Raw genomic sequence first — 23,371 nt, 5'->3', positions numbered from 1 at the left:
CTGCACACCTGAGCCAGACCTTCAAAAACAGGGTCCAGTCATCAGCGCAAGCCGACATTATACACATTTCCCGTATTTCGCGCTGTGCCGGCTGTCATGCGAAGCCGCTTATCGCACGTCAAGTTGCCAAAAAAGACAATGCACTTGCCTGTGGCGCGTGCTATGCTCCCCTTTTATAGCCCAACCAATGATGTCGATGACCAGCTCCACGCCAGACCAGCAAGCCACCACTCCTGACACGCCAGTCGATGCAGCCCCAGCGGCGGCACCGGCCGCAGCAGCCGCACCGGCGCCCGCCGGCCTGACCGCGCGCGCCCTGCTGAAACAGTTCCAGGAGCAATTCCCGCCATTCCGCGATTGCCTGCCTTTGTCGATCGGTATCGACAAGCAGATCCTGGCGCGCCTGCCGGACCTGGACCGCAAGCTGATGCGCACGGCACTGGGTATCCACACGGGTTCGCTGCGCTACCTGCGCGTGATGGAAAAAGCCAAGGTGCGCTACGACCTCGACGGCACGGCCGGCGCGGAAGTGACGCAAACCCACCGCGACCACGCAACGCAAGTATTGCAGCAGCGCTTCAAGAAGGAAGCCGAACGCAAGAAAGCCGAACGCGACGCGGCCGCCGCCGAAGAAGCGAACCGTTTGCGCCTGGAAAAACTGAATCAGCTGACCGCGAAATTCTCGCGCAAAGGCTGATCCGGTTTCATGGACACCGCCGCCGCGCCGCCCCTGCCGCCCTACCAGGGCATCGCTCTCGACCATGTCAAGCTGGTGCGCACCAGCGACGATGCGCAGGCGGCCATGGCCGCCCTGCTGGCCGCCGATGCCATCGGCTTCGATACGGAATCGAAGCCGACCTTCGTCAAGGGCGAGTCGTCCACGGGTCCCCATCTGATCCAGCTGGCCACCGATGACATCGCCTACCTGTTCCAGGTGGGCGCGACGCCGGCGCCGGCCCTGGCCGAACTGAAAGCGATTCTCGAATCGACCAGCACCCTGAAAGTGGGTTTTGGCCTGTCCGACGACGTCAAGCGCCTGCGCGCCAAGCTGGGCATCGCCCCGGCCCAGGTACTCGACCTCTCCGTCGCCCTGCGCGGCGGCCAGCGCAACGACCTGGGCGCGAAGACGGCCGTGGCCAAGTTCTTCGGCCTGCACCTGCAGAAATCCAAAAAGATCTCCACCACCAACTGGGCCACGTCGCGCCTGACGGAAAAGCAGATCCTGTACGCGGCCGACGATGCGCAAGTGGCCCTGCGCGTGTACCGCCGCTGGATCGCCGATGGCGGCAAGGTGGCGCCGCAAAAAGCGCCGCGCGCCGCCACACCGCCGCCCACACCGCCCGCACACGCCTGAGCCGGCCGGCATCCCCGGCTGGCCATGCGCTACTGTTCATGAGCAAAAACACCTCCATCGGCACCACCCCGCAGGCGATCGCCGCTGCCGAACAGGCGCTGGGGCGCACTCTGCCCGCGTCGTACGTGCAATGGCTGCTGCTCAACAATGGCCGCGCGCTGGGCGCCTTGAACGTGTTTCCCGTCTACGATGCGGCCAATGCACGCAAGACCTGGGAATCGATCCAGCGCCATTACCATGACGACTGGCAGCAGTGGCTGGAGAATACGGGCGCGACCGGCCACGCAGCCGACGCCCTGCTGCCCTTCGCGCAGTTCGGCACCGGCGATTACTATTGTTTTGACTATGCGCGCGCGGCGCCGACGGGCGAAGCCGTGGTCGTGCTGTGGTCGCACGAAACAGGCGCCACCAGCGAGGTGGCGCCTGACTTTGCAGCGTTTTTGGCGCTGCCCGGCCGCCCTGGCTGACGCCCGAGGGCCGGCAGCGCCTTACTTGACCGGACGCCAGGTCAGCGGATAGCGGTAGACGACGCCATTGCTGGCCTTGACGGCGGCAATGATGGAAAACACCAGATTGCCCAGCGCCACCAGCCAGAACAGGAAAATGCCGATGATGACGAAGGTCAGCACGAAGCAGACGATGTACCAGAGGATCAGCGTGATCTGGAAGTTCAGCGCTTCGCGGGCATTTTCGGCCGAGAATTTATCCGCGTCATCCTTCTTGATCAGATAAATGATCAGTGGCGTCACCCAGCTGGTGAACAGGCCACCGATATGGGAAAGAATGGCGATCGTCGTATCTTGCGTACGGGCTACTTCCGGTTGCGAGTTATCCATTATCATTCCCATCATTAGTTATAGATACTTCAATATAACAGCAATATTTCTTTTTGAAATGAAACACCTGCATGCGGCAGCGATTATTTTGGCTATGTCCTCGTCAGGTGTGGGAAATCGCCCAGCGTGGCTTTCAGCAAGGATTCCGGGGAGCGGATGCGCCTGGCATCAAGTATCCAGCGCCAGCCCAGGTAGTTCGGCAGATAGCGCGTCGCCACGCCATGAAACGGATACAGCCATTGCCGCAATCGGCTGTGATAGGCGTTCACATTTTGTACATGGGCGGCGCCGCGCACGCGGATGCCGGCACGCAAGTCGACGGCCTGGTGGCTGATGCCCGCCTCCCGGGCAAAGGCCGGATAGGCGGCATGGCCATCCGTCACCAGCAAGACGTCCTTGTCCATCATGGGTGGCAAGCTAAGGTGCAGCTGCGCCTTGGTGAGCTGCCCTCGGCCCGTGACGAAGTCCAGGGTCTGCCCCGTGCGGTCGCGCGCCACCAGGATGCAGACGTGTTCTTTGGAAATGCCGCGCAGTTGCGCATGGCCACCACGCTGGCGCGCGGGACGCGTCAGGCGGCGCGCCCCTTTCTGCGACTCCAGCACATACAATTCATCGGCCTCGGCAATGCCATGCAGGCAATGGGGCCGGTCCGTTTTGGCCAGGCTTAAAAAGCGGTGGCGCCAGCGAAACGTCGTGTTGCGGTGTACGCCCAGCTGGCTGGCCGCCTTGCGTACCGAACTGGAATCGAGCAGACAATCCGCGTATGCGATCCACAGTTCCTTGTGGCGCAAGCGGGCCAACGGCGTGCCGGTCAGCGCGTTGAACGTGCGGCCACAGGGCACGCAGCGGTAGCGCTGCAAGCCGTGCGCGTGTCCATGGCGGTGCAGATGCGTGGATAGACAGGCTGGGCAGTGCAATGCCCCTTGCGCCACTCCTTCGATCAATGCCACGGCGGCATCCTGTGGCGCGGTTCCACGCAGCAAGGACATGCCGGCGTGGCGCTGGCGCATGCTCAATGCGGCGAACTGGGCGATGAAGGTTTTCCACTGCGCGGCTTGCATCATCGACTCCCTGCGTGCTGTTGTGCAGAGTCAGACAGCGGGGGCGCCGTAAAATTCCCGCACATCCCCTATTTTGCGATGACATAGCCATTATTTTCAAGCGCCGCCACCCTGGCGGCTTTGCGCCGGCGCAGCCAAAGCCGCACCCTGGCGCGCCAGCCGCCCCAGCGTGGCAATGGCCGCTTCCAGCTGCGGCGTCCACGGGTGGCCGTAATTGAGGCGGATGCAGTGGCGAAACGCCCGCGTGGCGGAAAAGATGGGGCAAGGGGCAATGCTGATGCCGGCCGCCAGCGCGCCGCGGTGCAGGGCCAGCGCATCGACGTCCGCCGGCATCTCCACCCAGACGAAATAGCCGCCCTGGGGCCGCGTCACGCGCGTGCCGGGCGGAAAGTGCACGGCGATGGCTTGCAGCATGGTGTTTTGCTGCGCGGCCAGGGTCAGGCGCAGCTGGCGCAAATGCCGGTCGTAGCCCCCTTGCGCCAGGTAATCGGCCAAGGCCATCTGCAGCGGGATCGGCGCCGACAGGCTGGTGGTCAGTTTCAATCGCTCGACCTGGCGCGCATGGCGGCCCGCCACGGCCCAGCCCAGGCGAAAGCCGGGCGCCAGGGTCTTGGAAAACGAGCTGCAATGCATGACCAGCCCCGCGCTGTCGTGGCTTTTCGCCAGGCCCGGACGCTGCTTGCCGAAATACAATTCGCCATACACATCATCCTCGATCAGGGGCACGCCATGACGCGCCAGCAATGCGACCAGTGCGCGCTTCTTTTCCGGCGGCATCAGGCTGCCCAGGGGGTTCTGGAAACTCGTCATCAGCCAGCAGGCCTTGGGCTGGTGCCGCTGCAGCACTTCTTCCAGCGCCACCAGGTCGACACCGTCGCGCGGGCTGGTGGCGATTTCCACGGCCTTCAGTTCCAGCCGCTCCAGCGCCTGCAGGCAGGCATAGAAGCTGGGCGACTCGATCAGCACCGTGTCGCCGGGCCGCGTGACGGCTTGCAGGCACAGGTTCAGCGCTTCCAGCGCGCCGTTGGTGATGACGATGTCCTCGCTGGAGACCAGCACGCCGTCAAGCTGGTAGCGCAGGGCGATCTGGCGGCGCAGTTCGGCGTTGCCCAGGGACAGGTCCGTCACCGTGCTCCATGGGTCGAGGCGGCGCATGCTGGCCGAGACGGCGCGCGCCAGCCGCGCCATGGGAAACAGATGCGGACTGGGAAAGGCCGAGCCGAACGGCACGATATCGCGCGCGCCGACGGCGCCCAGCACCTCGAATACCAGGTCGCTGACATCGACGGAGGTGCTGGCATCGACGGGGCGGGAACTGTCCGGCTCCGGCGCCAGCGCGGCGCGCTGCGGCGCCACGTAATAACCGGAACGGGGACGCGAGACGATCATGCCGCGCGCTTCCAGCAAATAATACGCCTGGAACACCGTCGACGGGCTGATTGCGCGCCGCGCATGCTGCTGGCGCACGGACGGCAGCTTTTCACCGGGCAGCAGCAACCGCGTGCCGATCATGGCGGCGATTTCCTCCGCCAATTCTTCATATCGCTTCAAGCCCGCTCCCTCAAACTGATCCGTAGTTTTAATGCACAACTGATCCTGTCAGCATGACAGCGCCCGGTATATGCTAGTCTCATAAAAATTATCCGGGCAGCAACACCGGCACGCCATCCCGACCGACGAGACAGCTTACTTACCATGCCATTTTCCATGCAACTTTCCATGCTACCGCATTCCCTCGCCGTGCTGCTACTGGCTGCCGTGCTGCCGGGCATGGCGCTGGCCGCGCCCGCCGCCATATCCGCCAGCCACGACAGCCTGGAGCAGCGCATCAAGGCTTGCACGGCTTGCCATGCGCAGCAGGAAAAGCGTGACGCCTTCTTTCCCCGCATCGCCGGCAAGCCGGCCGGCTACCTGTACAACCAGCTGCTGAACTTTCGCGACGGACGGCGCCAGTATCCGATGATGGCGTACATGGTGGAACACCTGCCGGACGCCTACCTGCGCGAGATCGCCGACTACTTTGCGGCGCAGCACCCTGCCCCGCCGCCGGCCCAGCCCAGCAATGCCGGCACGGCCGCCCTGGCGCGCGGACGGCAGCTGGTACTGCAAGGCGACAGCGGCATGAACATTCCCGCCTGCATCGCCTGTCATGGCGAGCAGCTGGCCGGCGTGGCGCCCGCCATTCCCGGCTTGCTGGGTTTGCCACGCGACTATATCAACGCCCAGTTTGGCGCGTGGAAAAACGGCAGGCGCCGCGCCCACGCCCCCGACTGCATGGCGCAAGTGGCAGAGCGCCTGTCGAATGCGGACGTGGCGGCCGTCTCGGCCTGGCTGGGCACGCAGGTGGCCAGCGCCGAGGCCCGTCCCGCCGCCAGCATCGCCCTGCCGCTGCCGCTGCACTGCGGCGGCGTGCCCGGCTCCGGCGCGCAGGTGGCGCCATGAAAAAAATGGCTGATCGCTCTTGCCGGCGTGGCCGCCGTCGCGGCCGGCGCAAAATTCCTGCTCTACCCGGGCGATGACCTGGGCCCGCCCGCCGCCCCCAGCGCGCTGGGCAAGGAGCAGCTGATCGCCCGCGGCGCCTACCTGGCCAAGGCGGGCGACTGCATGGCATGCCACACGACGCGCGGCGGCGTGCCTTACGCGGGCGGACGCGCCCTGCAGACGCCGTTCGGCAAGGTGCTCTCGCCGAACATCACGGCCGACCGGGAAACGGGCATCGGCAGCTGGACGGCCGACGATTTCTGGCGCGCCATCCACAACGGCAAATCGAAGGATGGCCGGCTGCTGTATCCCGCGTTTCCCTACACCAATTACACCAAGGTGCGGCGCGAGGACAGCGACGCCCTGTACGCGTACTTCCAGAGCGTGCCGCCGCACCAACAGGCGAACCGGCCGCACGAACTGCGCTTCCCCTACAACCAGCAAATCGCGCTGGCCGCCTGGCGCGCCCTGTACTTCAAGCCGGGCGTGTACCAGCCGCTGACGAGTAAAAGCGTGGAGTGGAACCGCGGCGCCTACCTGGTGCAGGGCCTGGGCCACTGCAGCGCCTGCCATAGCAGCCGCACCACCCTGGGCGGCAGCGACGACGGCCTGTCGGGCGGCCTGATCCCCGTGCTGGGCTGGTATGCGCCATCGCTGACATCGGACGCGGAAGCGGGCCTGGGCGACTGGGACACGGCGCATATCGTGGAACTGCTGCAGACGGGCGTGTCGCCGCGCGCCACCGTGTTCGGCCCCATGGCCGAGGTGGTGCGGCAAAGCCTGCAGCACATGGGTACGGCGGACCTGCAAGCCATGGCCGTGTACCTGAAAAGCCTGCCAGGCCCCGCCCAAGCGACGCCGCGCGCGCCGCGCGACACCTCGGAAACGGCCCGGCAGCAACTGGCGCTGGGCGCCAGACTGTATGAGGAACACTGTGCCAGTTGCCACCAGGCCGATGGCAAGGGCGTGCCCCCCGGCTACCCGCCGCTGGCCGGCAACCGCGCGCTCACCACCATGTCGGCCGTCAACGCCATCCGCCTGGTGCTCAACGGCGGCTTCGCGCCCGGCACGGCAGGCAACCCGCGTCCCTACGGCATGCCGCCGTTCGGCCCCGTCATGGATGACCGCGAAGTGGCGGCCGTGGTGACGTATCTGCGCGCCTCGTGGGGCAATGATGCGCCGGCGGTGAGCGCTCTGGAAGTGAATAAATACCGCAGCGTGCCGCTGGAGTAATCGGGTAAGGCGGCAAAATCCGGGCTCCGCCCCTGCGGGATCGGAATGCCCCCACACGGGGGGGGGCAATCCCCCGCCGGGCGCGCCCACCTTGGCTTGCGGCTTAGGCATGAAAAAACCGGCCAGCGCCGGTTTTTTCATGCCTGTACAACTGCCGTTCTCAGCGGAACTTGCTTTTATGCCCCGTTTTCAGGTCCAGCGCATAGCGCACGCCGTTGTCGGTCAGCATGACTTCATCGGGCGGTTCCTCGCCGGCCAGGGCGCCGTCGATCAGGGGCAGGCCTTCGCCCTTGCGCATCAGGTCGTCACAGCGCTCGTACACATTGGCGCAGCCCGTGGTCGCCATCAGCGATTGCACGATGGCCACTTTCCACGCATCGACGCCGCCCGCGTTAAATTCACAGATCAGGTAGCCTTGCACGCCGCCGAACAGCTGCACCACCAGGCCCGGCAAGCCCTCGTCTTCGCCCTTGATCAGGGTCAGCAGCTGGTTCTCGCCCGCCTTCTTGATGGCCGGCAGTTTTTTCTCGATGGCGGCCTTGACGCGGCGCTTGATCAGCGCGTGGTCGACCGGCTCGTCTTCCTTGAAGCTCCAGATGCGCGCGCGGATCTGCGACTTCGAATTGTAGGCGGCGCGGGCGATGAACTGCTTCGACGAACTTTGCACGATGGCCGTCGAGCCGGGCTTCATTTTTTCCTGCGGCTTGCCTTCGACTTTTTCAATGGCGGAGGCGTAAATCCACGATTGGCCCAGCAAGCTCTTTTCCTTGCCCTGTTTGATGGTGATGATCAGCATGTAATTCCAGTAGTGGGACCGGCGCGTGCCGGTCGTCGTATGTCCAATACCCGCATGATACCTCATGCCATCCTGTCGCAGCCGCCTGCATTCTGTGCCGCCAGCCGTGCAGTCTGTCGCAGCGCCCTGCGCGGCGCCGGCCCGCTGGCATACCATGCAGTCAGTCCACATTCAAACAGGGAGCAAGCATGCCACACACACTATTCCACACCCGCCATGCCCGCGCCGCGCGCGTCCTGCTGCTGGCCGCCTGCGTGCTGGCCGTGCCCGCCGCACCGGCACTGGCCTCGCCGCTGGACTGGATCTCCGGCAGCAGCGTGCAAGGCAGCGGCAAGCTGCAAAAACAGACGCGCGAAGTGGGCAGCTTCAACGGCGTGGCGCTGAACGTGCCCGGCAATGTCGAACTGCGCATCGGCAACACGGACAGCGTCACCATCGAGGCCGACGACAATATCCTGCCGCTGATCGACACGGCCGTGGAAAATGGCACCCTGCGCATCCGCCCCGCCAAGCGCAACAGCAATTTTCGCCAGACCAGCCTGACCATCGTCATCCAGGCGCACCACGTCGAGCGCATCAGCGTGGGCGGCTCGGGCAACATTGCCGCCACCGGCCTGCGCGGCGAAAAACTGCGCTTCGACGTGGGCGGTTCCGGTTCCATCAACGCACAGGACCTCGACAGCCGCATGGTGGCCATCGCCATCGGCGGCAGCGGCAACTTCAAGGCCAGCGGCAAGACGGAGCAGCTGACGGCCTCCATCGGCGGCTCGGGCAATATCCAGGCCGGCAAGCTGGCGGCACGCGACGTGCAGGTGAGCATCGGCGGCTCGGGCGAGGCCACCGTGTGGGCCAGGGACGACCTGAGCATCAGCATCGGCGGCTCGGGCGAAGTGAGCTACTACGGCGACCCGCGCGTCAGCCGCAGCATGCAGCGTTCGAGCAGCATCCGCCGTCTGGGCGCGGCACCGATGTAATGGTGCACAATGCAAAAAGCCCGGATCGCTCCGGGCTTTTTTCGTTTCAGGCAGTCAATATCAGCGCGCCGGCTTCACCGGTTCGCGGTCGATCAGCACGGTGTTGACGCTGTCGGTCAGCCAGATCTGGCCATCCTGGATCGTGCATTGCAGCTGCATGGTGCGCTGCGCCAGCTTGCTCATGTCTTGCGCCGCTTCCGACGGCAAGTTGATCACCGTCAGGTTCTTCGCCCGCTCCAGTTTATTCGCGATCTGCTTCCACCAGATGTGGCTGGTTGAGCCATAGCTGTAGACGATCACCTGCTCCGAACGGCCGCAGGCCTTGAGGATGCGTTTTTCGTCAGGCTGGCCCACTTCGATCCACAGCTGGATGGCGCCCGTCAGGTCTTTCTGCCACAGGTCCGGCTCTTCCGTGTCGAACAGGCCCTTGGTAAACGTCAGCGCCTCGTCGGCGTGGATGGCGAACGCCAGCAGGCGCACCATCATGCGCTCGTCCGTCTCGGACGGGTGGCGCGCCAGGGTCAGCGCATGATCCTGGTAGTAATTGCGGTCCATGTCGGCGATCTGCAGATCGCATTTGAAAATTGTTGCTTTGAGGGCCATCGTGTTTCTGTCTCGGTAAAGGAAGGGTGAAGTCGGTATCAGCGGAAGACCACGGTCTTGTCGCCATTTTTCAGGATGCGGTGCTCGACGAACCATTTCACGGCGCGTGCCAGCACCACGCACTCGACGTCGCGGCCGATGGCCGTCAGGGTGTCGGCATCCATCGCATGGTCGACGCGTTCGACGTCCTGCTCGATGATCGGGCCTTCATCCAGGTCGCCCGTGACGAAGTGGGCCGTCGCGCCGATCAGCTTGACGCCGCGGTGGTGCGCCTGCGCATACGGCTTGGCACCCTTGAAGCTGGGCAGGAAGGAATGGTGGATATTGATGGCGCGGCCGTCGAGCGCCTGGCACAGGCCCGGCGACAGGATCTGCATGTAGCGCGCCAGCACCACCAGGTCGATCTGGTGCGTGTCCATCAAGTCGATGATCTTCGCTTCCTGCGCCAGCTTGGCCGCTTCCGGCGCGCCTGTCGCCAGCGGCAGGTGGTGGAAGGGAATATTGTAGCTGGCCGCCAACTGGTAGAACTCCATGTGGTTCGAGACGATGGCGGGAATTTCCACGTTCAGCAAGCCGCTCTTGTAGCGGAACAGCAAGTCGTTCAGGCAATGGCCGATCTTCGACACCATCAGCATGACGCGCGGCTTGACGCGCGCATCGTGCAACTGGCCGTGGAACTGGCCGTTTTGCTGCATGGTCTGCGACAGGTCGGCGAAGTCGGCGCGCAAGCGGGCGTCGCTGATGGCGCCGTCTTCCAGCGCGAAATGCACGCGCATGAAAAACAGCTGGGACTCCTGGTCGCCGAACTGGGCCGAATCGAGGATGTTGCAGCCGTGCTCGGCCAGGAAGCCGGACACGCGGTGCACGATGCCGCGCTGGTCCAGGCAGGACAGGGTCAGGATGTATTCGGGATGCGTCATGGTCGCGGAATAAGGTCAAAAAGTAAGGCGGTGCTCGGCTCAGCCACGCGCGCCGGCCATCGGCTGCGCTGCCGCGAGCCGGCTATTGTCGCACGGCTGAGGCCCAGAACCCGCATTTTCCACGCAGCCACCGTGGCTGTTGTGGCCAGCCGTCTGATTGCGGTTCATTTGATCTGGCGCAAAACCATCGCATTTTTCAAGCAGCCGGGGGCCATTCTGGCCCCAAACGGGCATCTGGCACGGAACCTGGCGCGCCCTGCGGCGTCTATCCCTTTGCTTGTTTCAACTACGCCGCATCCGGTGCACCGGGTGCTTTTCGGACCAGATTTCCATTGAGGTAGAACATGTTCTCTAACAGTATCAGCCCCGCGCTCAAGTCCCACCTGGAAGCCCAGCTTAATTTCGCCACCGAACTGTCGCGCAAGATGTTCGACACGGCGCAGAAAATGAGCGAACTCCACCTGCGGCTGGCGCAAGACCTGTTCCAGGAATGCAGCAACACCAGCCAGCAACTGCTGTGCGCACGCGACACGGGCGAGCTCCTGTCGGCGGCGGCCCAGTTGCAACCGGGCGGCGCCACCTTGCGCCAGTACCAGCAGCAGTTGGGCAACCTCGTCGCCCATGCCAACGTCGAAATGAACCGCGCCGCGGAAACGCATATTCCCGAAGCCAGCCGCACGGCCGTCGCCTTCGCCGATGAAGTGGTACGCAAGACGGCCGAAGAAACGGAAAAAGCCACGCAGCGCCAGCGTGAACTGATCGAAAAAATGCACGCTGGCGGCCACCGCGATGGCGCGGGCGCCGGCCAGGGCCGCGACAACGGCAGGCACGCCGATCAACCGCATTGAACACCTGCATTCACCACCGAACCCCCACTCGACAGCAAGGAGAACACCATGGCTAGCAATCAAGGCAATGAACAAGGCAAAGGCACGGGCAGCAGTCAGAAAGGCACGAGCAAGCGCGGTTTCGCCGCCATGAATGAAGAGCAGCAACGCGAGATCGCCAGCAAGGGCGGACAGGCAGCCCATCAGAAAGGCACGGCGCACGAATTCGACTCGGAAGAAGCGCGCCGGGCCGGACAAAAAGGCGGCGAAGCCGTCAGCCGCAACCGCGAACACATGGCCGAAATCGGCCGCAAAGGCGGCGAAAGCCGGCAATCGGCCCAGCGCGCCAATGAAAACCGCGGCAGCACGGCGGCGCGCAGCGGCGCTACCGAGCAGCAATCGAAGACGAGCAGGCAAGGCAAGGAGGAAGACGACAAGGGCTGAGCTGTTGTATTGACGCTGACGGCAGCCTGCAGGCAGTAGACAGTAGGCGGTAGGCAGCAGGCAGTAGGCGGGGCGGCAGGCGCGGCAAGGATGCGGGAGCTGGGAAGGTGCGCTTCAGCGCGGCCTCTGCCACTCTGCCACTCTGCAACTCTGCAACTCTGCAGCTCTGCCGCCTTTGGCGAGGACTGGCGCAACGCCGGGCGCGGCGGTATGGTACATTCTCGCCTTATCGACCCACTCGCCTTCCCGCCCGCCCCCGCATGCAGCCATCCCTGAAATACCTGAGCGCTTATTCCGAGCAGACACAATCGCAAGTACAGCAACTGATCGCGCAGGACAAGCTCGGTGAAGTCTTGCTGAAACGCTATCCGAGCGCGCATGACGTGCGCAACGACAAGGCGCTGTATCAGTACGTGCAAGACTTGAAGAATGAATTCCTGCGCAACGCCGAACCCATTAACAAAGTGGCGTTTGACAGCAAGATCCACGTGATCCAGCATGCGCTGGGTTTGCACACGTCCATTTCAAGGGTGCAAGGCGGCAAGCTCAAGGCCAAGCATGAAATCCGCGTGGCCACCATGTTCAAGGAAGTGCCGCTGGAATTCCTGCGCATGATCGCCGTGCACGAATTGGCGCACGTGAAGGAAAAGCAGCACGACAAGGCGTTCTACAAGCTGTGCACGTATATGGAACCGCAATACCACCAGTATGAATTCGACGTGCGGCTGTACCTGACCCAGCTTGACCTGTCCGGCCAGCGCCTGTGGTCATGAGCCGGCCACACGTGAAAAATGCCGCCCAGCAAACTACTGAGCGGCATTTTTTTTACCTGCGGCCGCCACCGGTGCGGCCAGGGCGGGAACGCTGGCGTCAGGCGGCGTTCTTGCGGCGGCGCATGAAGGCCAGCAGACCCAGGCCACCCAGCAGCATGCCGTAAGTGGCTGGTTCCGGCACGGCGCTCACGGCCAGGTTGTCGACCTGGAAGGTGCGCAAGGCGCCTTCTTTCCACGTTGCCGACAGCAGATTGCTGAAACCCGAGAACGAGTAATTGGCGAAGTTGTGGCTGCCATCGAGGGTGAACGTCTGCGTCACGGTACCGCCGCCTACTTGATGACCGACAAAAGTGACGTCATAAGAACCGGGTAGACTCACGAAATCAGCCAGGCTGATCGAGTTCAGCGAGAAAGCGGCACCGTCGGCGCGCGACAAGGTCGTCGTCGACAGGGCGGTGGCGCCCAGGCCAGCCGAACCGGCGTAGGCGAAGCTGTCTTGATGTGCCGAGCTCAACAGGCCCAAAAAGCTGCTGTCGAAATTGTAGCCGCCTTCGGAATAGGAGTTGAAGACGGAACCGAAGTAGCCGGGCTGTTCCAGCGAATCGAAGCCGATCGTGGTCGTTTGCGCCTGGGCGCCGCCAGCGGCGGCAAGAATGGCGGCGACAGCGGTCGCACGCAAAAGGGTCATAGGTTTCAAAATAGCATCCTTTCGAGATGATGAAGTAGCGTGGCTGTGGCAACTTGAGGTAGTTCGGCACCGTTTTTGGGGGAGTCTTGTCGCGCTCGCAGGTGTCCGATATTCCTAACTTTTGAACAGCACCAGTAGACCACAATCATAATTAAAAATCATCTTCATTTTCAAAAAAACATGCATCAAGAGAAATATTATGGCGATATTTTTATCAATTAAAGCGTCCTCAGCGATAAATTTTCCCGTCTAGAAATAGTTGTCCAGGCATCTATATGCAACCGGCAATCTTGCCTACTTGCCCGGGATCATCAGGCTGCGTCCAGCCGTTTTTCCCCATGACAAGTTTTACCATCCTGATGGCAGGAACCTGGCCTTGCCATTTCATCCACGCATTAAAAAAGCCATGTCCTTTTCGGTGCATGGCTTTCTCATTCTGGCACTGATGAATAACTAGGGCGCGCCATCCTTCAGGCGCTGCACCAGTGCCGCCGCATCGGCATCGGCATTCAGGAAGGCGGCGTGCTGCGGGCGGATGAAGCCCTGTTCCCGGCCATTCGTCACGAAGGCCAGCAAGCCGTCATAGAAACCGTCGACGTTGAGCAGGCCGATGGGCTTGGCATGCAGTCCCAGCTGGGCCCAGGTCAGCATCTCGAACAATTCTTCCAGGGTGCCGTAGCCGCCGGGCATGGCAATGAAGGCGTCGGACAGGCTGGCCATCATCGCCTTGCGCTCATGCATGTCCTTCACGATGAACTGGCGCGTCAAGCCCGTGTGGCCCACTTCGCGCTCGACCAGCTGGGTGGGAATGACGCCCGTCACCTCGCCGCCCAGGCGCAGCACTTCATCGGCGATCACGCCCATCAGGCCCACCTTGCCACCGCCATACACCAGCGAAATATTTTCCGCCACCAGCACGCGCGCCAGTTCGCGCGCCGCGACCGCATAGTCCGGCGACACGCCCGCGTTGGCGCCACAATACACACATAAAGCCTTGATCACAGTTGTCCTTACTCTTTCAATTCATCAATAGCAGCCTCGACTTCGAGACGCTCCTTGGCATCGACGGCCTCGCAGTCGGCCGCCTTTTCATACAGGGCCAGCGCTTCCGCCAGTTTTTTCTTTCCATCGAGCATGTTCAACGCGCGTGCATACTCGCTGTGGGCCAACGCCGAATACGGCGTCAGGGCCAGCGCCGTCTTGAAGTGCTGATAGCCATCTTCCTTGTTGGCGCCATAGGTCAGGCTGCCGATCATGGCGCCGACCTTGTCGATAATTTCCGTATGATAAATGCCAAACGCGATATGCGCTTCCGCATGCATGGGCGCCACCGTCATCGTGCGGTCCAGGCTGTTGCGCACGCGCGCGCCCATGCCCTGCGCCAGGGCCTTGACGACGGAGGTGCCCAGCGCATAGCGGCCCAGGCTGTAGGCATGCCAGTAATAGCCGGCCGGATTGTCCGGCTGCTCGATCTGCTGGCGCTCGCAGCGCTCGGCCACTTCCTCGTACATGTCGAGTTTCAGGCGTTCATTGACTTCCAGGTGCGTGGCGTAAATACACGTGGCCTTGTGCGCCACCGCGTAGCCGGGCACGCCAACGGCCAGGCCCAGTTTCGCGGCACGCTCGAAGTCGCCCGCGTGGAAGGCCAGCCAGGCCTGCAGCAGCGCCGGATGCGTGGGAAACGGTTCGACATCGCCCGCATGCAGGCGCGGCCAGGCCGCCTCCAGGCTTTGCGCGTTGTAGACATACGCCTCGCGCGGATAAGGGAATTGTTTCCAAGCCATGCATGCCTCCTGTGAATAACGGCTGGCCATGCTGCCGGCAACTGGTACGCCGGCAGCATGCTCAGTCGTTCTTGAGTTTGGTCACATATTCTTCCGACAGTTTACGGAACAACAAATGCGTTTCGTTGCGCAAATACGGTCCGATCAGCGACAGCACCTGATAGCAGCCGCGCGCCAGCGCATCGGACATCGATTGCTGCTCGCTGTACTTGCGCGGATTGCGCACATATTCGTACGACAGCCAGTAAGTGGCGACCACCACCATATTTGTCGCCATGGCAGCCACTTCCATGTCCGACGCTTCCAGCGACTGCTCGCTGCGCAAGTCCTCGCACAGCTGCGTGGCGACCTTGATCTTGTGCGCGAGGATCAGCTTGAAGTGCAGTTCCAGCTTGCGGTTGCGCGACAGCAGATCGTTGAGGTCGCGGTAAAAGAAACGGTAGCGCCAGATCAGCTCGAACATCAGGTGCAGGTACAGCCAGACGTCTTCGATATTCGAGCGGCGCCCGTCCGGCACGGTCAGGATGCGTTCGATTTCCGCCTCGAACTGCACGAAGATGGAATTGACGATATCGTCCTTGTTGCGAAAGTGGTAGTACAGGTTCCCCGGCGAAATGTTCATCTCTTCCGCGATCACGGTGGTCGTGATATTGGGTTCGCCAAACTCATTGAACAGGCGCAGCGACAACTCCAGGATGCGTTCGCGGGTACGGCGTGGTGCTTTTTGTAGCATGGCGGGCAATCTCTCTGTGTTCTGCCTCAAGCATACCACCTTAAATAGCCGCAATGAAACACCCCGCCCAGCGGCGCCGGCGAAATAGCGGGGCAAAAAAAAGCCTGCGCAAGCAGGCCGGGATGGCGATGGCGCCGCGTCAGGCGGCCGGGGCTTTCTTCTTCGCCGCAGGCTTGGCGACAGGCTTGGTGACAGGCTTGGCCACGGCAGGCGCCGCCGGCTTGACGGCGGCCCTGGCGGCAGGCTTGGCCACGGTCGCTTTCGGCACGCTTTTCGGCGCCGCCTTCGCCGCGGTTTGCGTTGCGGTTTGCGCTGCAGTCTTGCTGGCCGGCTTGCTGGCCGGCTTCGCTGCCACCTTCGCGGCAGGCGCCTTGGCAGCCGGCTCCGCGGCAGCCTTCACGGCCGGCCTGGCCGTCGCCTTGGAAGCGGCCTTAGGCACGGCCTTGGGAATCGCCTTGGCCGCCGCAGGCTTGGCCGACAACGCCAGTACCTGCTGCTGCAAGGCGTCGATCTTCGCGTGCAGGGCACCGATCTCATGCCGGGTGGGCACGCCGATGGTGCCCAGGGCGCGCGCCACGCGCTCTTCGAACACTTGCTCCAGCTTGTCCCAGGACCCGCTGGCCTGCTTGCCCACCCCGTCGGCCAACTTGCCGACGCTGTCGCTGACGCCGGCCACCTTGCTTTCAGCGCGCTGCTGGAATTCCGTGCCTTCCTTGACCAGCCTGGAAAACACGCGGCCGCCCTCTTCCTGCGCCTTGGCAAAGGCACCCAGGCCCGCTTGCCAGATCTGCTGCGCGGAGGAACGCACGGCGTTCGCCAATTCCTTGTCTTCCGCCAGTTCCTTCAATTTTTTCACCATCGCCAGCTCCTGTCGTTTGCAAGGCCATCATCATGATGACGCTTTTATTCTAGTGAGCAAAACTAGAGACGGGAGTCTAATCCGCCAGCGCGCTGCGCCGCACGGTGCGGCAGCGCACGCAGGCGGGCGGGAACTCAGGCGGCGGCCTTCACGGGACCGTGCAGCAGACCGTGCAGGCGGAAGCCTTCGCGGATATTCTCGCGCAGGACGGCGCCCTTCCAGGGCTTGGTGTAGAAGCGGTCGACGGCGCCGCGGTTGATGGCCGCCATGATCGGGGTCAGGTCGGCAAAGGCCGACAGCATGATGCGGAAGGTGTCGGGACACAGATGCTTGACCCGCTCCATGAATTCCGTGCCGCTCATGAGCGGCATGCACTGGTCGCACAAAATCACCTGCACCTTGTGGCGCGCCAGGATGTCGAAGCCTTCGGCGGCCGTCTGCGCCGTCAGGATGCGGTAGCCATCCTGCGCCAGGAAGTCGCTGAGCACGTCGAGCATGAAGACATCGTCGTCGACGATCAGCAAGGTTTGCTGCTCTTCGCTGCCCGCGTCCTGCGGCGCCTGCAGCAACTTGCCGCCCATCAGCATCTGCTCGAATTCTTCCTGCGGCACGGGACGGCTGAAATAATAGCCCTGCATCTCGTCGCAGCCGTGGCGCCGCAAATACGCCAGCTGCGCGTCTTTTTCCACGCCTTCGGCGATCACTTGCAGCTTCATGCTGTGCGCCATGCTGATGATGGCCAGCACAATGGCCGCGTCGTCCGGATTGCTGGTGACTTCGCGCACGAAGGCGATATCGATCTTCAGCTTGTCGATGGGGAAGCGCTTCAGGTAGGCCAGGCTGGAATAGCCGGTGCCGAAATCGTCGATGGAAATCTGGATGCCCAGCGCCTTGAGGTTGCGCAGCACGGCGATGGTTTCCTCGGCATTCGACATCAGCGAGCTTTCCGTCAGCTCCAGCTCCAGCAGGTCGGGCGCGATGTCGTACTTGCGGATCGCCTTGAGCACTTCTTCCTCCAGGCCGCCCACAAAAAACTGGATGCCCGAGACATTCACCGACAGGTGCACGGGGCCGATGCTGCTGGCGCCCCATTCGCTGATCTTCTTGCAGGCCTCGTCGAGCACCCAGTTCCCCACCCGTACGATCAGCCCCGTCTCTTCCAGCAGGGGGATGAAGAGGGCCGGCGACACCATGCCGTGGCCCGGGCGGCGCCAGCGTATCAGGGCCTCGGCGCCGCTGATGCGCCCCGAGATGATATGCACCTTGGGCTGGAAGAACAGCACGAATTCCTCGTTGTCGATGGCGCGCCGCAGGGCGTTTTCCATGTCCAGCCGGGCCATCGATTGCGCGTTCATTTCAGCCGTGAAGAAACGGAAGGCGTCGCGGCCCGCTTCCTTGGCGCGGTACATGGCCGTATCGGCATACTGGATCAGGGTGTCGGCGTCGACGCCATCGTCGGGATACACGGAAATGCCGATGCTGACCGTGACCGTCACTTCATGGCCCTGCAGGTCGAACGGCTTGCGCATCGATTCGCGGATCTTGTCGACCACGCCCACGGCATGCTGGGCGCCTTCGGGCAGCACCAGGATGGCGGCGAATTCATCGCCGCCGAAGCGGCCGATGGTATCGCGCACGCGCAGGCAGTCGACCAGGCGGCTGGCAAACTGGCGCAACAGGTCGTCGCCGATGGTGTGGCCCAGCGTGTCATTGATGTTCTTGAAGCGGTCCACGTCCATGAACAGCACGGCCACGGCCCACTGGTGATCCGCCGCCTGCACCAGCGAATGCGTGAGCGAGGCGTAAAACTGGCTGCGGTTCGGCAGGCCCGTCAGGGTGTCGAAATGGGCCAGTTTCATCAGGCGCTGCTCGGCGTCCTTGCGCTCGGTGATGTCGCGCGCCACGGCCACCAGTATCCAGCTCTGGCCCGAACGCAGGGTGCGCCGCTGCACTTCCACGGCCAGCGGCGAACCGTCCTTGCGCTGCAGCTGCAATTCCGTCATCGGGCCGCCCTGGTCGCCCGCCAGCAGCTTGTTGTACAGCTCTTCCAGCTGCGCCTCGCCCTCTTGCGGGCGGCCAGGCCCGGCCCGCAGGAAGTCTTCGCGCTCGAAACCGAGCATGCGGCACGCCGTCTGGTTGACGTCGACAAAGCACATGCCGGCCCGGTCAACGAGGAAAATCGCATCCGCCGTGGCATCCATGGCCAGGCGGAAGCGGCGCAAGTCTTCGTCGAGGCGGATGCGTGCCGCCATGTCCAGGGTCAGCTGCTCGTGGTGGCGCTTGATTTCGTCGTACAGCAGCAGATTGTCGTAGGCGACGGCGATCTGCGCGGCCACCGTCGCGGCGACGCGCTCGTCGACTTCGGAAAACTCGTTCGCGCCCAATTTATCGACCAGGTACAGCCAGCCGTGGCTGCGCTCGCGCGAAGCGATGGGCACGCCCAGGAAGGAGTGGATGGGCGGATGGCTGTCGGGCAGGCCCAGCGCCGTCGGATCGCCCTTCAAGCCGTTGACCCGGTAGGGCTGGCGCTGTTCCAGCAGGCGCTCGAGGATGCCCACGCGCGGCGCGCTGGCGATGCGTTCGAGGTTTTTCTCCGCGCCGCACGAGGAAAAATAACTGAGCTTGTCGGCCCCAGGCTCCAGCATGCCGATGCACGCATACTTGGAGACGCAGATATTCTGCGCCACCTTGCAGCCCGCCTCGATCAGCGCGCGCGGATCGCGTTCGGCGCCCAGCTCGATGCCCAGTTCAATCAGGGCCGTCAGGCGCAGGCTGACGGCCTGCAGGCTGGACAGCGAGCGCGACAGCCGTTCCGTCATGATGGCCAGGTCCTCCGGCACGGGCGCGTCGCCATCGCCCTGCACGGCCAGTTGCGAAATCTGCTGGCTCGACGTTTCCAGCTCGTCCAGATAGCCGCTGACCTGATGGTCGATATCGGCCAGCTTGTGCGGACCCGCCGGCACGGCCGCGCGCGCCACATCGGGCACCGTGGGCAGCAAGGCGGCACCCGCGGGGGCCAGGCCCAGTGCCTCGTTGACCGTGCGCGTGATGACATCGGGATCGGACGGCTTGGGCAGCACCCAGCGCACGCCGCAGGCCTGCGCCAGCAAGGTCGCTTCTTTTTCGCGGTAGGTGGCCGTGTAGAAGATGATGGGCACGTCGGCCAGCGCGGGGTCTTCATGCACGCGCGTGACGAACTCGTAGCCATCCATGTTCGGCATGAGGATGTCGGAGATGATCAGGTCCGGCCGCTCGGTGCGCATGACGTCGAGCGCATCGGCGCCGTTGGCCGCTTCCAGCAGGCGGTGGCCGCCGTAGCCCAGCAGGGCTGTGAGGAATTCGCGGTTCAGCACATGATCATCGACGATCAGTATCGTTGCTATGTCGTTTTTAACTGGCGTCGACGGCGCCCCGGGTAAAAAAGATTCCAGCTCCGCGACAAACAGGTCGGGTTCGATCGGTTTGCCGATATAGCCATTGAAGCCCGCTTCGAGCAGGCGCTCGCGGTCGCCCACCATGGCCAGCGCCGTCACGGCCAGGGCCGGGATCTTGCGCAGCTGCGGGTCTTTCTTCAGTTCCGCCACCACGCCATAGCCATCGAGTTTGGGCAAATGCACGTCGCAGATGATCAGGTCGGGCAATTCGCTGCGCGCCATGCGCACGCCCTCTTCACCATCATAGGCGGCCAGCGGCGTGTAGCCGAAGGCACGCAGCAGGTACACCATCAATTCCATGTTGGTGGCGTTATCTTCGATAATCAGGATTCGTGCGGACAATTAGCACTCCCAATAAAAACAGCATTGACTCATTTTATGCCACCACCCATCTTCTCACTTGCGCGTATAACATAATAATCCTACAACATATTGCCATACTTCCCGGCAAAAATCTTTTGACCGGTGTTCAGCTGAACAGTTCCAGCGATCACAAAAATAAATTTCTCGGTGGCACCATCCTGACCTTAGCTTAATACAGGACGCCAGTGTAAAACAGGTTTTTCTACCTCAATCCATATTAAAGACAAGCAACAGCAGAGTCAAAAGAGACACACTTGCCATGCTGATAAAACACAACAGGATTCAGGCAAAATGGGGGGAGGATGGGGGTTGGCAGACTTCGTTCTTGATAGTAATTTCTGCCAGCAGCTGACGCAGTACGCGCGCGTCGCTGGCCAGCGCCACGTGGCCGATGCCGCCAAAGGCGATATTGCGCGCGCCGGGCAAGTGCGCGGAAGCCTGCGGCGCGACGATATTGTCGTGGTGCGAATAGATCGAGGTGATCAGGGCGCGCGTCTCGGGCGTTTCGCTGGCGGCCAGCTGCGCCAGCCATTCGCTAGGGGCGTCACCGATGCGGCTCATCTGCCGCGCATTGGCGCCCGCCGCCAGGTTGGCCAGCGCCGTGCCGTGGTGCGGCGTGCCAATCGTGATGATCTTCGCCACGCGGGCGGCGCCATAGTGGCGCAGCCAGGCACGCGCCACCAGGCCGCCCATGCTGTGCGCGACGATGATGGCCTGCGGCTTGCCCGTCAGCGCGCACAGCGCGCGCAGCGCCTGCTCCACCTGCACCGCGTAAGCGTCGATATCCGCATTGATCGGCTCCAGGTCGACCGCCTTGTGCACGATGCCCGCCTGCGCCAGCTGCCGGCTGAGTTTTGTCCAGTAGCCGCCGTTGCACACGTAGCCGTGCACCAGCAGCACCGGCAGGCCGGCGCCGGAGATGCTGCGCGCCGCCTGCAGGCGCGGACGCAGCATGCCCCACGACGACGTCCACAGGGTGGCGCGCAATTCGCCGAAAAACAGGCGCGCGGCGCCCACGGCGTCCAGCTGGTATGCGGGCGGCACGGGGCTGCCACCACGCCGGCTTTCCCAGAAATTGCGCGCCACCACCAGCGCGCGCACGGCCAGCAGCATGGCGGCCGCCAGCAGCAAGGCCAGCACCGGCGAAGCGATGCCCCACGCGTGCATGGCCAGCCAGGCCAATCCCAGCACGGCCAGCACTTGCAGCAGCATCAGCCACTTGAGGATGCGCGCGATCATGCGGCGCCTGTGGCGGCGGCAGGCACGGGCACGGGCGCCGGCTTGCCCGTCAGCTGCTGCGCCAGGCCGCTGGCCAGGCGCGCCGCCACCGCGTAGATCGTCAGTTGCGGATTGGCGCCGATCGAGGTGGGGAACAGCGAGCCATCGTGCACGGACAGGTTGCGCACGCCGTGGTAGCGGCCATCGGCACCCGTCACGCCCAGGCGCGCGTCGTCCGACATGGCGCAGCCGCCCATCACGTGGGCCGACACCACGCGCGCCAGCAAGGCCTGCATCGGCAAGGCGCCGATGGCCTGCTTTGCCTGCGCCCAGCTGGTGTAGTGGCTGGCCATTTCATGCACGGGATACACGCTCTTCGCGCCGGCGGCGAACTGGATTTCCGCCATCGACAGCAGCGCGCGCCGCACGCCATCCCAGAGGTAGGGCGTGAGCGGATAATCGAGCACGGGCGCGCCGAAACTGTCGATGGAGACGCTGCCGCCCGCCGAGTCATGGTGAAAACCGTCGCGCAGCAATGCCAGCAAGGCATGCACATGGGGGAACTCGCGCATGGTGCGCGCGTGTTCGTCGCCAAAGCCGCCCATGGTGGTGGCCATCAGCAGCGGATGCAAAGGCGGCGCTTCGAGCTTGTAGCCGATGGGGCCATCGATGGGCGCCACGTGCAGGAAATGGTCGGAATAAATCGTCTGCGGCGCGCCCGCGTAGGCGTCGACGCGCTGCGCGAACAGGCCGGCCGAGACCAGCGTCGGATGCAAGAAGGTGCGCTGCCCGAGCAAGCCGTGCGGATCGGGCGCTTTCGAGCGCAGCAGCAGCGCCGGCGAGTTGATGGCGCCGCCGGCCAGCACAAAATGTTTGGCGCGCAGCGTCAGGCGCACGCCCGTCGACACCTGCCCGAGCGCGTCCAGCGCCGTGATCTGCAGGCTGTCGATGCGCTCGCCCTTGAAGACAAAGCGCTCGGCGCGCGCATGCGTGAGCAAGCCCGCGCCCAGCGCCAGCGCCGCCGGAATCGTCGTCACCAGCATCGACTGCTTGGCGTTGGTCGGGCAGCCCATGCCGCAATAGCCAAGGTTCCAGCAGCCGTTCACATTGCGCCGGATGGCGGCCGTGGGGATGCCCAGCGCGCTGGCGCCACGGCGCAGCAAATCATTGTTTTCATTCGGCGGCGCGGCCCAGTCGCTCACGTGCAGGCGCCGCTCCATCATGGCGAACCATGGCGCCATGGCCTCCACCGAGTAGCCGGCCAGGCCAAAATGCTTGCGCCAGTAGTCGAGGGTGCCGGGCGGCGTGCGGAAACTCGAGGTCCAGTTGACGGTGGTCGAGCCGCCCACGGTGCGCCCCTGCAAGATGTTGATGGCCTTGTCGCGCGTCTTGCGCGCCGCCGATTCCTGGTACAGGGCGGGATAGGCGTCGGCCTCGCGCATCTTGAAGTCTTGCGAGGACTTCAAGCCGCCCTCCTCGACGATCAGCACTTTCAAGCCGGCCAGCGCGAGGATTTCCGCCGTCACGCCGCCACCGGCGCCGCTGCCGATGATGACGACATCCGCCTCGAAAGTGCGGTCTGCGCCCAGGCTGCCGGCGTCGGTGACGTTCCAGCCTGCGGCCAGGCCGGCGGCAATCGGGTCGGGTATGGGAGAGGTGCTCATGGTGGCCTTGTCAGCTCAGTTCGGGCAGCGGTCCCGGATAGCCGATGGCGGCCCAGTGGGCGGCATCGCCATACCAGGCGCCGAGGATCAGATCATGCAGGGCCAGGTAGGCCGTCTGCAGCGTTGCCAGGCGGTGCGTGCGCCACGACTGCAGGAAGGCGGCCACCTGGGCCGGGTCGGCCCCGGACCAGCCGCCCTGGACACCGGCGACGAAGCGCCGCGCGGGCGCCAGCGCCAGCAAGCCAAACAGATCCTGCACCTCCTGCTGCGCCGCCAGCGGCAAGCCGCGGATGGCCGTGTCGACGCCGACAATGGCGCCGTCGAGC

23 protein-coding genes and 1 pseudogene are annotated in these 23,371 nt (G+C 63.9%); 9 read left to right on the top strand and 15 right to left on the bottom strand.

Going from position 1 to position 23,371, the window contains the following annotated elements:
- The first annotated feature begins 187 nt into the window (after positions 1-187).
- From JaAD80_RS05835 to JaAD80_RS05825, 3 genes are read left to right on the top strand one after another with little or no spacing between them, the layout of a single operon-like run.
- Positions 188-697: a ProQ/FINO family protein gene (locus tag JaAD80_RS05835; RefSeq protein WP_102293312.1), complete on the top strand. Its 510-nt coding sequence runs from the start codon at positions 188-190 to the stop codon at positions 695-697.
- Between the two features lie 9 nt (positions 698-706).
- Positions 707-1,354, top strand: a complete 648-nt coding sequence (locus JaAD80_RS05830) for a 3'-5' exonuclease (RefSeq protein WP_102293311.1) — start codon at positions 707-709, stop codon at positions 1,352-1,354.
- 38 nt (positions 1,355-1,392) lie between these two features.
- Positions 1,393-1,821 (top strand): SMI1/KNR4 family protein, encoded by a 429-nt coding sequence (locus tag JaAD80_RS05825; protein ID WP_102293310.1) that lies wholly within the window; start codon positions 1,393-1,395, stop codon positions 1,819-1,821.
- Positions 1,822-1,842: 21 nt separating this feature from the next.
- Here the strand turns inward: JaAD80_RS05825 and JaAD80_RS05820 are convergent, their stop codons facing one another.
- The 3 genes from JaAD80_RS05820 to JaAD80_RS05810 all read right to left on the bottom strand — a co-directional run bounded on the left by JaAD80_RS05820 (position 1,843) and on the right by JaAD80_RS05810 (position 4,802).
- The gene (locus tag JaAD80_RS05820; protein ID WP_219726783.1) at positions 1,843-2,190 is read right to left on the bottom strand and encodes a DUF4870 domain-containing protein; all 348 of its coding nucleotides are present in this window, start codon (positions 2,188-2,190) and stop codon (positions 1,843-1,845) included.
- A 92-nt stretch (positions 2,191-2,282) separates the two neighbouring features.
- The gene (locus JaAD80_RS05815; protein WP_102293346.1) at positions 2,283-3,251 is read right to left on the bottom strand and encodes an IS1595 family transposase; all 969 of its coding nucleotides are present in this window, start codon (positions 3,249-3,251) and stop codon (positions 2,283-2,285) included.
- 96 nt (positions 3,252-3,347) lie between these two features.
- Positions 3,348-4,802 (bottom strand): PLP-dependent aminotransferase family protein, encoded by a 1,455-nt coding sequence (locus JaAD80_RS05810; RefSeq protein ID WP_102293309.1) that lies wholly within the window; start codon positions 4,800-4,802, stop codon positions 3,348-3,350.
- A 168-nt stretch (positions 4,803-4,970) separates the two neighbouring features.
- Here JaAD80_RS05810 and JaAD80_RS05805 point away from each other — a divergent pair, with 168 nt between their 5' ends.
- Both JaAD80_RS05805 and JaAD80_RS05800 read left to right on the top strand, forming a co-directional pair.
- Entirely contained in the window at positions 4,971-5,693 is a 723-nt protein-coding gene (locus tag JaAD80_RS05805) for a c-type cytochrome (protein ID WP_258002824.1), read from the top strand.
- A 27-nt stretch (positions 5,694-5,720) separates the two neighbouring features.
- A complete protein-coding gene (locus JaAD80_RS05800) occupies positions 5,721-6,965 on the top strand; it encodes a cytochrome c (protein WP_258002823.1) in 1,245 nt (414 codons plus the stop codon).
- A gap of 160 nt (positions 6,966-7,125) precedes the next feature.
- Here JaAD80_RS05800 and JaAD80_RS05795 read toward each other — a convergent pair whose 3' ends face one another.
- Positions 7,126-7,761 (bottom strand): SAM-dependent methyltransferase, encoded by a 636-nt coding sequence (locus JaAD80_RS05795; protein ID WP_102293306.1) that lies wholly within the window; start codon positions 7,759-7,761, stop codon positions 7,126-7,128.
- Positions 7,762-7,949: 188 nt separating this feature from the next.
- Here JaAD80_RS05795 and JaAD80_RS05790 point away from each other — a divergent pair, with 188 nt between their 5' ends.
- Complete coding sequence (locus tag JaAD80_RS05790) at positions 7,950-8,735, top strand: head GIN domain-containing protein (protein WP_102293305.1); 786 nt, start codon at positions 7,950-7,952, stop codon at positions 8,733-8,735.
- A 60-nt stretch (positions 8,736-8,795) separates the two neighbouring features.
- On the opposite strand, the gene JaAD80_RS05785 is transcribed toward JaAD80_RS05790, so the two are convergent.
- Together JaAD80_RS05785 and purU are read right to left on the bottom strand one after the other, a co-directional pair.
- Complete coding sequence (locus JaAD80_RS05785) at positions 8,796-9,338, bottom strand: YaeQ family protein (RefSeq protein ID WP_102293304.1); 543 nt, start codon at positions 9,336-9,338, stop codon at positions 8,796-8,798.
- Positions 9,339-9,376: 38 nt separating this feature from the next.
- Complete coding sequence (gene purU / locus JaAD80_RS05780; RefSeq protein WP_102293303.1) at positions 9,377-10,258, bottom strand: formyltetrahydrofolate deformylase; 882 nt, start codon at positions 10,256-10,258, stop codon at positions 9,377-9,379.
- Positions 10,259-10,602: 344 nt separating this feature from the next.
- Between purU and JaAD80_RS05775 the strand changes: the two genes are divergently transcribed.
- The 3 genes from JaAD80_RS05775 to JaAD80_RS05765 all read left to right on the top strand — a co-directional run bounded on the left by JaAD80_RS05775 (position 10,603) and on the right by JaAD80_RS05765 (position 12,302).
- Entirely contained in the window at positions 10,603-11,106 is a 504-nt protein-coding gene (locus JaAD80_RS05775) for a phasin family protein (RefSeq protein ID WP_102293302.1), read from the top strand.
- A 48-nt stretch (positions 11,107-11,154) separates the two neighbouring features.
- The gene (locus JaAD80_RS05770) at positions 11,155-11,529 is read left to right on the top strand and encodes a KGG domain-containing protein (RefSeq protein WP_102293301.1); all 375 of its coding nucleotides are present in this window, start codon (positions 11,155-11,157) and stop codon (positions 11,527-11,529) included.
- Between the two features lie 260 nt (positions 11,530-11,789).
- Positions 11,790-12,302, top strand: a complete 513-nt coding sequence (locus JaAD80_RS05765) for a YgjP-like metallopeptidase domain-containing protein (RefSeq protein WP_102293300.1) — start codon at positions 11,790-11,792, stop codon at positions 12,300-12,302.
- A 97-nt stretch (positions 12,303-12,399) separates the two neighbouring features.
- On the opposite strand, the gene JaAD80_RS05760 is transcribed toward JaAD80_RS05765, so the two are convergent.
- From JaAD80_RS05760 to JaAD80_RS05720, 9 genes and pseudogenes are all read right to left on the bottom strand, one after another.
- A complete protein-coding gene (locus JaAD80_RS05760; protein WP_102293299.1) occupies positions 12,400-12,990 on the bottom strand; it encodes a PEP-CTERM sorting domain-containing protein in 591 nt (196 codons plus the stop codon).
- A gap of 453 nt (positions 12,991-13,443) precedes the next feature.
- Entirely contained in the window at positions 13,444-13,989 is a 546-nt protein-coding gene (locus JaAD80_RS05755) for a TIGR00730 family Rossman fold protein (RefSeq protein ID WP_180979323.1), read from the bottom strand.
- A gap of 11 nt (positions 13,990-14,000) precedes the next feature.
- Positions 14,001-14,774 (bottom strand): hypothetical protein, encoded by a 774-nt coding sequence (locus JaAD80_RS05750; protein WP_102293297.1) that lies wholly within the window; start codon positions 14,772-14,774, stop codon positions 14,001-14,003.
- Between the two features lie 61 nt (positions 14,775-14,835).
- Positions 14,836-15,507: a TetR/AcrR family transcriptional regulator gene (locus tag JaAD80_RS05745; protein WP_034758777.1), complete on the bottom strand. Its 672-nt coding sequence runs from the start codon at positions 15,505-15,507 to the stop codon at positions 14,836-14,838.
- Between the two features lie 139 nt (positions 15,508-15,646).
- A complete protein-coding gene (locus tag JaAD80_RS31825) occupies positions 15,647-16,366 on the bottom strand; it encodes a phasin family protein (protein ID WP_102293296.1) in 720 nt (239 codons plus the stop codon).
- 134 nt (positions 16,367-16,500) lie between these two features.
- Positions 16,501-20,142, bottom strand: coding sequence for an EAL domain-containing protein (locus JaAD80_RS05735; protein ID WP_102293295.1), 3,642 nt, complete (start codon positions 20,140-20,142; stop codon positions 16,501-16,503).
- Positions 20,143-20,445: 303 nt separating this feature from the next.
- Positions 20,446-21,402, bottom strand: coding sequence for a triacylglycerol lipase (locus JaAD80_RS05730; protein ID WP_102293294.1), 957 nt, complete (start codon positions 21,400-21,402; stop codon positions 20,446-20,448).
- Positions 21,399-23,045: a GMC family oxidoreductase gene (locus JaAD80_RS05725; RefSeq protein WP_102293293.1), complete on the bottom strand. Its 1,647-nt coding sequence runs from the start codon at positions 23,043-23,045 to the stop codon at positions 21,399-21,401. The genes JaAD80_RS05730 and JaAD80_RS05725 overlap by 4 nt, the downstream gene beginning before the upstream one ends.
- Positions 23,046-23,055: 10 nt before the next feature.
- Positions 23,056-23,371: pseudogene (locus tag JaAD80_RS05720) on the bottom strand (hypothetical protein); the annotation flags it as partial.

The organism is Janthinobacterium sp. AD80 (assembly GCF_002878455.1).
Lineage (GTDB): Bacteria > Pseudomonadota > Gammaproteobacteria > Burkholderiales > Burkholderiaceae_D > Janthinobacterium.
Note: the sequence above shows the minus strand (reverse complement) of the source record. Positions and strands in the feature narration are given on the sequence as shown.